This window comes from Methyloglobulus sp. (assembly GCF_046714055.1).
Classification (GTDB): Bacteria; Pseudomonadota; Gammaproteobacteria; order Methylococcales; family Methylomonadaceae; genus Methyloglobulus.
Map to the genome: position 1 here is coordinate 1 of NZ_JBKKBJ010000023.1, position 12,140 is coordinate 12,140.

At 45.1% G+C, this 12,140-nt stretch carries 10 protein-coding genes; 6 read left to right on the forward strand and 4 right to left on the reverse strand.

Going from position 1 to position 12,140, the window contains the following annotated elements; translation table 11 throughout:
• Positions 1-66: 66 nt before the first annotated feature.
• Positions 67-810: a hypothetical protein gene (locus ACLQ6D_RS01415; RefSeq protein WP_411725462.1), complete on the reverse strand. Its 744-nt coding sequence runs from the start codon at positions 808-810 to the stop codon at positions 67-69.
• A 114-nt stretch (positions 811-924) separates the two neighbouring features.
• Positions 925-1,251 (reverse strand): hypothetical protein, encoded by a 327-nt coding sequence (locus ACLQ6D_RS01420; protein WP_411725463.1) that lies wholly within the window; start codon positions 1,249-1,251, stop codon positions 925-927.
• Positions 1,252-1,620: 369 nt separating this feature from the next.
• On the opposite strand from ACLQ6D_RS01420, the gene ACLQ6D_RS01425 reads away from it, so the two are divergent.
• From ACLQ6D_RS01425 to ACLQ6D_RS01450, 6 genes are all read left to right on the forward strand, one after another.
• Positions 1,621-2,457 (forward strand): quinoprotein dehydrogenase-associated putative ABC transporter substrate-binding protein, encoded by an 837-nt coding sequence (locus ACLQ6D_RS01425; protein WP_411725464.1) that lies wholly within the window; start codon positions 1,621-1,623, stop codon positions 2,455-2,457.
• Positions 2,458-2,750: 293 nt separating this feature from the next.
• Complete coding sequence (gene tusD, locus ACLQ6D_RS01430; RefSeq protein ID WP_411725465.1) at positions 2,751-3,143, forward strand: sulfurtransferase complex subunit TusD; 393 nt, start codon at positions 2,751-2,753, stop codon at positions 3,141-3,143.
• Between the two features lie 10 nt (positions 3,144-3,153).
• Positions 3,154-3,510, forward strand: a complete 357-nt coding sequence (gene tusC / locus ACLQ6D_RS01435; RefSeq protein ID WP_411725466.1) for a sulfurtransferase complex subunit TusC — start codon at positions 3,154-3,156, stop codon at positions 3,508-3,510.
• Between the two features lie 184 nt (positions 3,511-3,694).
• Positions 3,695-3,946 (forward strand): toll/interleukin-1 receptor domain-containing protein, encoded by a 252-nt coding sequence (locus tag ACLQ6D_RS01440; protein ID WP_411725467.1) that lies wholly within the window; start codon positions 3,695-3,697, stop codon positions 3,944-3,946.
• A 7-nt stretch (positions 3,947-3,953) separates the two neighbouring features.
• A complete protein-coding gene (locus ACLQ6D_RS01445) occupies positions 3,954-4,127 on the forward strand; it encodes a hypothetical protein (RefSeq protein WP_411725468.1) in 174 nt (57 codons plus the stop codon).
• Positions 4,128-4,136: 9 nt separating this feature from the next.
• Positions 4,137-4,403 carry a hypothetical protein gene (locus ACLQ6D_RS01450; RefSeq protein WP_411725469.1) on the forward strand — a complete coding sequence of 89 codons (267 nt, stop codon included), beginning with the start codon at positions 4,137-4,139 and terminating at the stop codon, positions 4,401-4,403.
• A 716-nt stretch (positions 4,404-5,119) separates the two neighbouring features.
• Here the strand turns inward: ACLQ6D_RS01450 and ACLQ6D_RS01455 are convergent.
• Together ACLQ6D_RS01455 and ACLQ6D_RS01460 are read right to left on the reverse strand one after the other, a co-directional pair.
• Positions 5,120-8,053: a hypothetical protein gene (locus ACLQ6D_RS01455; protein WP_411725470.1), complete on the reverse strand. Its 2,934-nt coding sequence runs from the start codon at positions 8,051-8,053 to the stop codon at positions 5,120-5,122.
• 191 nt (positions 8,054-8,244) lie between these two features.
• Positions 8,245-11,991, reverse strand: coding sequence for a filamentous hemagglutinin N-terminal domain-containing protein (locus ACLQ6D_RS01460; protein ID WP_411725471.1), 3,747 nt, complete (start codon positions 11,989-11,991; stop codon positions 8,245-8,247).
• Positions 11,992-12,140: the final 149 nt, after the last annotated feature.

The following is a 12,140-nucleotide window of genomic DNA, read 5'->3' on the forward strand; positions in this document are numbered from 1 at the left end:
GCCTAACGCCTACGCTCACCTGGTGCAATGAAGCGCAGCGAAATTGCGCTCAGGTGCAGCACATAGTTAGGTGTTTACCTCTTTCCATTCATTCGAAAGCCTCCTTCCGTTGAGCCACATGTACAGAAATGCCGATAGTCCAATCAGTAACTCAAGAACCTCAACCATTGCTTCGGCAGCATCGAAAATCAACTGTCCGGAATGCGGTACATAATAATTGCGGAGATCCAGCGCAGCGAGTATAGCGACGAGCACAAACCAAGATGATAGGACGGCTGGCGCCCCAATATCTCGAGTCTGTGGTCGAGAGGAGAGCCACACACCAAACAAACCACCGAGGCCAAATGCTACACGGAGGAATTCAAAGGGGGCATGAAGGGCTGGCATGTTATGAAGATTCAACTCCCCTTGCTTGTTTATGGCTTTAATAGCCGCCGCAGGCTCAAATCCGAAAATCCATTGGCCCCACGATACTTCTTCCATCGCGACAATAAGAAGTCCAGCTGAAAACAATGCATAGAATCCAACTACATGGATTCCGCTTTCGTTTTTCCTTGCCCTCCAGGCGAACTTGCAACCCATTAATCCTGCGGCCAATAAAGACACAAATGTCAACAATTCCACAGGACGGTTTTCTGATAACAGCCAACTAGTTAAAGAACTAATTGCGGGGAGCTCTATGAAAAGCAAAGAAAAAAATACAATTACAAAAGGGGCCAACACAATCACTTTTGCCAACGACGAAGATATGTTATAGGTCTGTTCACTCTTCCTTAACAAAGATCCTATTCTTGCGATCATACTAGTCATTTAACTGTTCCATCACCTAACCCCCAGCTTAACAGGCTGCCATACCCAGAGCGACCGATAGGAAGCGGCGGGTTTGGCAGTCCTTGTTGAAGCTGTTGTTATGCGATAATTTATTCACTTGGGGTACATGAATACAAGTACTGCTAAAACCGCAGCCCAAATCTTACTTGCGGTATCCGCATAGTTCTTAGCCTCAGCTAAAAATTTGTCTTTCTTTTCTCCTGGTGGAAGAATAATAGTTCCGTTATCCATCAAGTAATACTCTACAAAAAACCACGCAGGTGGACCAAGCGTCCAAAAAACAATTTCGTAGATATGGAATATTTCTTTGGTTTCAAGTGTTAAAGCTGAAAATCTAATAATAGTGCAAACCGCGTAGATCAGGAGACTGCCACCGAGTATAAATCTGAACCAAAAATATGATCTATAACTTACCTTCATACCTATATCTCCGAGATAGCCGCATAACAAGTGATTATAAAGTTTCCGTATATCTACCATAACGTAGCCAGCATAACAACGAATTTGTGATATTGCCGCATTTGCTAACTGTATATCATCCTAAAATGGAATGATATACAAGGCCGTAAGGCGGATAAAAAGTAGGTGGATTAGACGCGCAAATATCCGGTCTATTTGTTTTGTTTGTGGTTTGGGCGCGGCGTAATCCACCGAATGGGTTGCCGCCGATAGGGTGGATCACGACGCGCGGAAAAATCTTTACTTTTCCAAAGATTCGTTCATTTGCGCGTCTAATCTACCCTACAAACTGATAAAATACAATACATGCCTTTAAATATGGAGTATTTTATGAAGATTCGAGTTTACCTCTACAGCATAACCGCCATCGTTGCGCTATGCTCGGCAACATCTATTTCCATAGCAGCCGAAAAATTCAAAGTATGCGCCGACCCGCTTAACCCGCCCTATTCAAGCAAAAAGAAGGATGGCTTTGAAAACAAAATTGCCGAATTGATTGCCAAGGAATTAGGGCAAACTGTGGAATACACTTGGTTTCCACAACGTATCGGTTTTATCCGCAACACCTTAATGGCGCCGCTCAAAGAAAGCGATGTGGACAGCTACGAATTCAAATGCGATATCGTGATGGGGTTGCCCACAGATTACGACCTCACTGAGACGACTATTCCTTACTATCGGTCTACGTATGTTTTGCTCATCGCTAAAGGACGCGGCTGGGATGATATTACTAAAGATGCCGCCCAACTTACCAATGTCTCCTTGGAACGTCAGGAGAAACTGAAAATCGCCATGTTTGACCAAGGCCCGGGCACCATCTGGCTTCAAAAAAACGGTTTGCTGGATTACGGCATACCTTACCAAAGCATGTCCGGCGATGATAAAAATAATGTCGCCATGCAGATCGACAAAGACCTCAAAGCCAAGAAAATCGACATGGTGATTATTTGGGGACCGATGGCGGGCTATATCATCTCGCAAAGCCCTAAAAACAGTTATACCGTGATTCCGATGAAATCAACGCCAGGAATGCAGTTTGATTTTCCTATCTCAATGGGAGTCAGGAAATCGGACAAAGAAAGGAAAGCCGTGTTGGATAGGTTGGTTGCCAAAAAATCAAAAGAAATCAAGGCGATAATTGCCGGATACAATATTCCGTTATTGTAAAATTCACAATTTTGTTGGTAAGGGTGATGATTGATAAGTATCTACACAAGTAACGCCGTCATTCCGGCATGGATTGCCGGAATCCAGTGTACAAGGATGTGTATAATCTGGCACTCCCATCCATGTCGTCTGGATCTCGGCGATCTCCACGGACGGAGGAAGTGCGGCAGAGGATATGGAATCCTCGCCGACAATCCCTGCCGAGATGACGAGCTATGTGGCTACTTATGCCCAAGTGGGCAAAATGTTTTTACAAATTTTCTACAATCAATCACCTATCAATTGAATCCCTAATGCGATTTGCTATCCAGGTCAATACCAGCCCTTACCAGTCCAATACCGGACACAGCGCCTATCAGTTTATCAAAGCGGCGTTGGCGCAAGGGCATGAGGTGTTCAGGGTATTTTTTTACCACGAGGGTATTTATCATGCCTTCAAACACAATACGCCGCCTGACGACGAGCTTCAGCTTACTTGCTGCTGGAGTGATCTAGCCCAGCAACATCAGGTTGATCTCGTAGTGTGCATCTCAGCTGCTCAAAGGCGTGGCTTATTATTATATGCCGACGAAGCGCAACGACGAGGCAAACAAGACGATGACTTGGCGACAGGATTTCGCATAGCTGGCTTAGGGCTATGGGTTGAGGCACTATTGGAATCCGACCGCGTTATCGTGTTCGGTTAACTCGATGAAGATGAAAAAAATTTTATTTGTTCTCAGAAAACCGCCCCACAGCGGCGCTTACACCCAAGAGATGCTGGACATCATCATGACCGTCGCAGCTTTCGACCAAGAAGTCAGTATCTTATTATTGGATAACGCGGTGTTTCAGTTAAAAAAACAGCAAACGCCGGAAAACGCAGGTTTAAAGGATACCGCAGCGATCTTTAAAGCGCTGCCGCTCTACAACGTCAAAACCATTTATACAGAAACAGAATCGTTGCAGGAACGGGGACTAACCGTCGATAGCCTGAGTGAAGCTGTTATAAAAATCCCAAGAAATAAAGTGGGTAAATTTTTTAAACACTTCGACTTGGTATTACCAGGTTAGCAGTTGCAGTGGGCAACGCTACGCTTTTGTCTACCCTAGCCAGCTATAGGCCTTCAAATCACCATCAATACATCTGGTTAGCATTGGTGTAGTGAACTGGCGGGTACGGTCAGTATTTTTATGGACAGGAATAAGCTGATTGATGGTAATCTTGCCCACTGCCTACTTTTTGACAAGGTGAATCATGTTTAATGTTTTCATATCGTATCGTCGTGACGACAGCGCTGGTTATGCCGGACGTTTAGCCGATTCTCTTGATCCACTATTAGGCTCCGGAAAAATATTTCGAGATGTTGAAGATATTCATCCAGGCGATGATTATGTCAAAGCCATTGAACAAAATCTGCAACATGCCACAGCATTATTCATCGTTATCGGCAAAAACTGGCTAACCGCGAAGGACGATCAAGGCTTATTAAGGCTTATTAACCCCTGAAGATTTTGTGCGTCTGGAAATCGAAACGGCACTACGATACAACCATCAGATTATTCCCGTCTTAGTGGATGATGCAACGATGCCAAAACCTGAAGACCTGCCGGTATCGCTCGCTCCGATCGCCTACCGGCAGGCAATGGAGATTGCAGATAGTCGATGGAATGAAGACATTGATCGTTAATTTGAGGCATTGCTTAAATCACAAAAAGGAATTAATCAAAATACCGGGTTAAGACATTGGCTGACCCCTAAATCCAGCAAATTTCGATATCTTGCCATTTCGTCTGCACTATTGCTTGTCATCGTCGTGTCGCCCTTGTTGGGTCGGTGGTATTTTTTGGCGCCCGATTTTTCCGGGAACTGGTATTTTAAAGGCGGCGATTATCTATTGATCAAACAAGACGGCGACCATTTTGAAGTCGAACGCATTGAACCCGCCATGCAAAAAAACCTATGAAAAGGGCTCCGGCGTTATTAAGGGTCGCCGCCGGGAGTTCAACCTGGAACCGATATACACGGATAAATTCCGCTATCGAGGCAATTTGGAGCTGATTCGGGGCAAAAACAGCTTGAACGGTAAATTGGTGGAAGTTTTATCTAACGATACAATACCTTTAGAATTGAGCCGGATCAATCCGGCAGAAAAATAACAAGATAATCCAAAAAGCAATAAAACGCATTAGCCCAAACTTTATCTAACTGCGCGCTTAGGCAATAAAATGTCAACAGAACCTAAGAACTCTTTGCAATCGTACCCAAATTAGTTAGGTAGATGGGCAGGCGGTTTTGCCCACCACACGCATCAGCGCATTTGTTCCGTGGGCACGAAGCATGTGCCCACCCTTAGGCTTGAAAGCCTGTCTCGTAGATTGAACTCCCCGCTATCTGCAGTTGTTGCTATAGTCCGAGGTATACTTAGGACTCCCTTTCCTGGATGATCCTGTATTTATAAGGCTGAACCAAGCGAGCACGCTCAATGATTAAGTTATTTATTTAGCCCTTTTAGAAACCACATTATTCATTTTAGAGATATGGACAGGAGAATAAATAGCAACCGAAAGTTCTGTTCAAATGTCACCACTGATTAAAGTTAGAAATCAGGCATTGAAATCATTCAATTTTGTTTGAGACATTCCTTCATTGAGTTTTTCACGTTTACATCTTTGATTACAATTACTGACCTGTGTTTATCAGCCTTATCCTATTCAGATTTTCCGAAGATATTAATTGAGGAGTTTGCTCTTTATCTGGATCACGCAACCGCTTAATAAGTGGATAAATGAAATCATATAATTCTCTAACAGTGATAGAACGGTCTTGATTGATGTCAGCCGATCCCTTCAAACCTTCGAGTATCGCATGGGTAAATAACCCATGGCTACTTACACCGTACTCCATTGACTTTTCTTCTCCCTTAGAGGCTAAAAGTAAAGGAAACAACGATGCAGCAGAACGTTTGCTAAGTGAGTAGGCATCGAAAGGCGACTCGATGCTACTTCCGGCATGACAAGTATCAATAATAAGTACACGCCTACCGGCAGCTTTTCGCAAAGCATCAAAAAAGTCGTTCCATCCTAGCAAGGAAGATGCCGAACCGGTTAGATTGTGTTTCCAAAGAATATCGTGAATTTCAGTTTGGTCGCCATTAGAAGGTACGAAAAAATAATTTCCCCTAGGATCGCTGAAACCATGAGAGTCTAGAAAAAGCACCACCGTATCATTAGCCCCAGCCTTCTCGAATACCTTAATAGCATCCAGAATATTTTTGCGAGTTGGCTTTAGATCAGAATCGTCACTGAGAATACTCACATAAGTATTCTCAAAGGTATTCCCTGAATCCTGCTCAAATAGCTGAGCTAACTCTACCGCGTCGTTCACGGCAAAGTGCAGATTTGGCATTCTTTCGTTAGCATTGTCAAATTGATTAACGCCAACTGCGACAATATATAAATCCCCTTTAGACTCCATTGCTTGATCTGTACTACCCGGTATTTCTAACAGTTGCTCGAGCAAGCCAATTGAAGAACCGTTGTTCACTTCTACACGTAACATGTTGTCTCCAGCTTGCACAGGAAGACTGAATGTTTTAGTGAAATATCTTTGTTCTTGTGGCTTAATGTCGCGCTGCTGACCGCCAATTACGGGAATTGAGTTGATATATATCGACAAATCTTTCATCGGCAAGCTATTCATTTCCGCTTGAAGCGTGACGGTAACCCGCTGAACCTGGGACTCATCGGTTTTAACCTGTTTAGCCAGAACACGTATACGGGGTGGAGCAATCTGGCTGATTTGTTGAATGCTAAAATGTTCTTCTGCCGGAATGCCTTGCCCATTATTATGCACCGATTGAGCCGTATTCGAGGAGCTTTCCGATTTTAACAGTTCTGGCCCTGATTTTTGTGGTTGGGAAGTAATCACATTTTTCAGGATGTCGGGACGGTAGAACAACCGCTCAAACTGGACTGCCTGATAAAAATCAGGCTCTTGATCCTTGCCACGGTTAACATGCCAACCAATGTAATTGTCACCAAAAGCTGAAGAGGCATAATAACCATCGGGTTGCCATAAAACCCAATCCGTACCATTAAGATGGGTAAACAAAGCCACAATTTCCTTGCCATCTGTCATGCGATACCAGCGTATGGTTCCATCCGATAAGCTGGCAACAGCATAATGTCCATTGCCAGTGACCGCTACATTCCATATCACTCCTGGTATCGCTGTCCGCCACAGCAGTTTTCCTTTGCTCCCATAGCAACGTAAAGACCATTCCGTCCCTAATACCAGCGTATTATCCGTGGGTGAAAACGCAAAGCTTCTGGCTTCCTCGAACTTATCCAGAGCCAGGCGTTTGCCGTTTAACATCGGTGCAGCAGAGTTTTTCCAGTTTGATAGACGCATTGATTTCGACTCAACAAGCGCTGGCGAGGCTTGGATTAGTTTGGTCGGATTAGGGTTATAAGGCTCCCTACTTAACTCGGACAAATTAAAGTATCGTAACCGGTTGCTTGCTTGCCCAGAAAGAAACAAGACGGCTGAACCGTCCTCAGAAACACGAAATTCTGAGGATTGTTGCGGAAAAACCGTTACGCTAGGCTCGGTCATCCGGACTATTTTCCCTTGTTTATCCAATATCCCAAGGGAGGAATCTTCTGTCGAAAATAATAAACCATCGTCAGCCATTGGGTGAATGGACTGTACCCTGTGTGTGGGTATCTCAATGATCTCACGGGACAAGGGATTATCAGAATGCCACTTGAAAATTAACCCTCGGGTGGTGTCTGCACTATCACCTATTGCATAAATGAATTTCCCTGAGCGACTCCAGACTGGGAATCTCAGGGATTGCTGGCCTGGTATGTCGGCAGCTGAGAATTCAGCTAATACATTGAACTTCGGGAGCGAAACAACGCTGATTTTCGGCGTATCATAAGCACCTACAACCAACTTACGCCGGTCAGGCGAAAAAAACACCGCACCAATTCGCCTAGTTTGTTTTAACTTCTCGCGTGCTCCTGGTTGACGATCTGGGTAATAAACTCGCAAGTACCCATCCCAGGCTCCCGTCACTAAATAGCCTTCCGGAGAATAATCGAAGCCGGTAACCCGCTCCGCATATTCCCGATCGTTCCCCTGCAAAGTAAAGGTATCCAGATCGACGAAGGCTACCCCGGCATTGCCGTGCATGCCAATGGCAAGGGTACGCCCGTCGGGTGAAAAGCGGATATTACCGATAATGTTCGGTAACCCCCCAATACGTTTGATAAGTCGCCCCTGATCAACGTCAAACAGGTAAACGCAACCTTTTTTGTCCCAGTCCCAGCAAGTCCAGCCGCCGACGGCAACCAGTTTCCCATTGGGCGATACGGCTACGAAGTGAAGTTTTCCTTCCCGTTCGATTTCCATAGGTACCCGGAAAGTGCGAATCGGCCTTAGGTCGCGGGTGCGCCAGATGCGTAGCGTTTTATCGAGGGAAACGGTGGCAATGCGTTCCTCATCAGGGAATAGTGCTGTCCAGAAGATAGGCGCATTGTGGGCTCCAGTTTCGACACGGATGATAGGAACTTTACTGGTTTCTTCGGCTGCTCCGTATTGTGGCGGCATTAGTGTGCCTATGCAAACAAGAGCAAGAACAATCTGCGGAGTTATACGACCGAGTTTCCTTAAGAAGTTCAAGCTTCGGTTAATAAAGGTATCTATAAATTCCATCGTCAACTTGAATGATCAGAAGCAAATCCTTCCAATTTTTCACCACCGATTGCTTGGGCGGCAATGTTAATTTTGCCGTAGTTGGGTTAACAGGCAGATTTCTTTTTCAAACTGCCCTGATTGGCTCCCGATTCAGGGGAACCACGACCAAGGTCTACCGATTGCCCGATGCTATGTGTTTCAAGGACTATAGTGCCGTCTTTTTGATTTTCACAATTCTGATCCTCAGAATTCGTGGTTTTCTGGGTTTTGGTGGAATTTAAGGTCAGGTTTGCTACGTTGTTTGAAGTTGTAGTAATACTGCCTGATCCTGTTTGTCCTGAACCAGGTTGCAGTGCCCCAGGTTGTCCTAGTCCATTGATACTCAGGTTATTGAATGTCAGGTTATTGAATGTTCCAAATTGGCTACCTGTTCCCGTTACGTCAAAAGGTGATTGTTGAGCTGATGGAGGGACGCTATTTCCCTCCAAATTTTCAAAACTACTAATCTTACCTTGTGTCAGCGGGGTCAATGTGCCAGCCGGATCAAACAAAATCTTTAAAGTATATGTATTCGATACCCCCTTAAAACCTACTTGGCGAAAATAACTATAACTATTGGTGGTTACATTTGAACTCTGATCCTTATCAAAAATAATGAATGGCCGCATCTGATTGTTGGCGATCGTGAATTTTGAAATATCAATGTTTTCGTGTTTTAAATCCTTCGTGTAGAAAAATCGATCATCTAATAAAGGAGACGGTAAAACTATATCAGCATTTGGATTATCAGAAATATTACCACTGTCGTTATTGCCAGCTTTAGCTTTTATGGATAATGCTAAACTTGAGTCTTGCTGGCTGACTATATCACCCGAAAATTTTACTGATCCATTTGGGACTTCAATTAACACTGCTTTTTGCGGTGTTCGCGTAGGATCTAATCCCGTTAACCTAATGGGAACTTCACCAGGATTTAACCTCCTTCCGCCGTCACCAGGTGCTACACCTAGTGCAGAAACTTGGGTGATACTGTATCCTGGATTGGATATTTTAGAATAGTCAGTCGATATAATTCCGTTGGGATCAAGTAGAGCATAGAAGGCAAATGGAAAGTTTGGATCGCCAGGGTTCACTGGTAATGGTAAAAAAACATTAGCACCGGTAATCTTAAAAAATGTATAATTTTTACTACTATCAAGTGGTTGACGGACTTGAAAATTCAATAGCTGCATTGAAGGATTATTTCCAGAATCAAACAACTCCACATTGCCATTAAGGATTATGCTGTTGGTTCTACCCTGTCCGTCGGCAATCAGTGAATTACCCAATTTAATTTTGCCGTTACCGAAATTAGCCGTATTCAAATCCTCTCTACCTAAAAGCACATCGCCGGAATGGACTTCAACTTTGCCATTAAGAACGACATCGCCATCGCCTAATTGAACCAGCTTCAAAGAACAGTCGCTACTTTGATTGCAGGGATTCAGGTTGCCCTTGATATCGACATCCTTATTAAGGCTGATGGCACCGCCTGCACGCACGTTGAGTGCGCCCAGTGAATTGGTGCTGTCAGCCACGGTAGTCGAGCCGCTCGCAAAACCCAGCGGTTGGTTGAATGTCACTGAGCCTTGGTTGGGCAAGGTGCTGGGAGCGCTGACCTTCAAACCACCTAGCCCTGTTGCTAGTACGCCGCCATTGAAAGTGACGTTCCCGGTATCGGTCGTATATGTCTGTACGCCATTGTTTCGAGTCAACATATTGCCATTCAGGAGAATGTCTTTATTGGCAACAACATTCAACTCGGCATTGGCTTTGCGTACTTCCACCTGATTCAGCACAACCGTACCATTCGCCGCCTCGAATTTGAGATTGTGATCAGTGATAAAGGTGCCGGTATGGGTGATGTTCCCGCCCGAAGACCTGATATTTACAGCATCGTTAGTCCCTGCACCGATCTGGGCATCGGCATTGCAATTGAGGCCTTGATTAACGCACACATTATTCAGGTTGATGTTACTGCCTGCTCCGATGTTCAGGCTCCCCGCTGCTAGCGTCTGAGCAATCGTAGCGTGATCTCCAGCCGTCAGGTTAACTGCGCCAGAGGTGAGCAATTGCTGGGCATCAATGCTACGTCCAGCAGTCAAAGTGATGGCTTGATTGCCGGAAAACAACAGCTTATTTAAAGCCATGCTTATGTCGCCGTTGATTGCTGAGATATCGATTTTACCGTTGTTGGTAAAGACATTATCATTGATTGCTACATTTCGTCCTCCCATCAGCGAGATGCCAGCTCCACTTGCACCGCCTATGGCACGCCCGTCGATCATCGCGCTGACTATCAGATCGTTAAAGGCTTTGAGGAAAACATTGGTGCCACCTTGCAACAACGAATTGACCTTCTGAACGTTAACAATGTCATCTTGGCTGGCAGCATTGACAAGAGAACCTGAGGTTCCAAGTGCAGTATTCGATCCGCCTTGTGCTACATTTGCAACCGTCAAATCGCCAGGATCGAGTAAGAGTTGACCCGCTTTACCTTTAGGACTATTGGCACTTACGTCGCCATCGAAGTGCAGCCGATGCTTTCCAGAGACTTCCACCAATCCGCCATTACCGCTCTTGGTGCCTCCTTGGGCATTAATTTTGCCGAAAAAACGCGTTTGGTCATCAGACCAAACGATTACCTTACCGCCATCACCGTCCTTACGGCTTTCAGCATTAATTTTCGCTTGCCTGGAAACTGTCGTAATTTGTGCATTTTGGGCTGTACCTTGCCCTTGATAATCGCCGCCAACAAGAGCTGTTCCGCCATTCCGATTGCCAGACACATCGATTTTCGCGCCATCGTTCAGTGCCACCTCAGCCGCGCGAATCTCCACTTTACCTCCGTTACTATCAGTGTTTCCTGCCGATGCATCGATCTTACCGGAAACGCTAACATGAGTTTTCCCGTCACCCAACAAACTGATTACGCCATTGCGGTTTTCGACAGTTTGGGCCTGTATGTATCCTTGTTGATTGATCTGGCCGTCCATGATTTGTTTGCCGGTGCTGGCAAGCAAGGTGATCACGCCACCATCGGCAATTATTTCACCTTTATTATCTACAGAGTGTGCTAGCGGTTTGCCGTTTACATCGGTGATTTCACTAAGTTGTGCCTTGCTGATAGTGAGGTTGATTAACTGATCACCATAAAAATCCAGGGTAAAAGTATCTCCAGCGGCCAGTGTCACCTTGCCCAGTCGCGCCTGAATTGTGCCTTGGTTGGTTACGCCTGGTGCAACCAAAGCAGCCAGACCGCCTTGTTGGACACTGATTGTTCCGGCATTGGTGATTTTTGCATCGGGTCTGCCAGGCTGATCGAAGTGCATATGTCCAGACATGAAGTTTTTGTCAGTAATGTTGGCAGTGCTGGCCACCAAGCCACCTACGTTAATTTGTGCAGTATTACTAAACATGATCCCGTTAGGATTGACCAGGTAAACGTTGCCGTTGGCAGTGAGCTTGCCATAAATAGCTGAGGGATCATTGCCAATGACGCGGTTCAGCGCAGCTGCATCTCGTCCCGGCTGGTTGAAGTTGACGTGTTCATTATGTTGAATATTGAAACCGTTCCAGCTGATTACAGCGCGATCGCTAGTTTGATTAATATCCATGCGATGTCCCGTTTGGGAGATTGCTGCACTTCCTGCAACTACATGGCCTCCATCAGGGTTGGCCATAAGATAAGGGCTGTTTAGCGAACTCAGTATTGCAAATAAAGTAGCGTGAATTTTTAGGCGATCCTTCGGATAAGTCCATTCATACCTGAAACAATCAACTATTTCGATTAAATTATTCGTTATATTCATGAAAGAAGCACTCCTGATAGTCTAATACCAATCACAGTAAGTTTTCTTATCAATAGTATGGGGTTATAATTCCACTTTAAAGTAAAACCTAAAGATGGGAGGCACCTATCGCCCGACCAAGACGATTACCCGAAGCGCTGCAGGCGTAT

Excerpts from the sequence above, each read along its gene's own strand:
- ACLQ6D_RS01415 (WP_411725462.1), bottom strand. The coding sequence starts at position 810 with ATGACTAGTATGATCGCAAGAATAGGATCTTTGTTAAGGAAGAGTGAA.
- ACLQ6D_RS01420 (WP_411725463.1), bottom strand. The coding sequence starts at position 1,251 with ATGAAGGTAAGTTATAGATCATATTTTTGGTTCAGATTTATACTCGGT.
- ACLQ6D_RS01425 (WP_411725464.1), top strand. The coding sequence starts at position 1,621 with ATGAAGATTCGAGTTTACCTCTACAGCATAACCGCCATCGTTGCGCTA.
- tusD (WP_411725465.1), top strand. The coding sequence starts at position 2,751 with ATGCGATTTGCTATCCAGGTCAATACCAGCCCTTACCAGTCCAATACC.
- tusC (WP_411725466.1), top strand. The coding sequence starts at position 3,154 with ATGAAAAAAATTTTATTTGTTCTCAGAAAACCGCCCCACAGCGGCGCT.
- ACLQ6D_RS01440 (WP_411725467.1), top strand. The coding sequence starts at position 3,695 with ATGTTTAATGTTTTCATATCGTATCGTCGTGACGACAGCGCTGGTTAT.
- ACLQ6D_RS01455 (WP_411725470.1), bottom strand. The coding sequence starts at position 8,053 with ATGCCGCCACAATACGGAGCAGCCGAAGAAACCAGTAAAGTTCCTATC.
- ACLQ6D_RS01460 (WP_411725471.1), bottom strand. The coding sequence starts at position 11,991 with ATGAATATAACGAATAATTTAATCGAAATAGTTGATTGTTTCAGGTAT.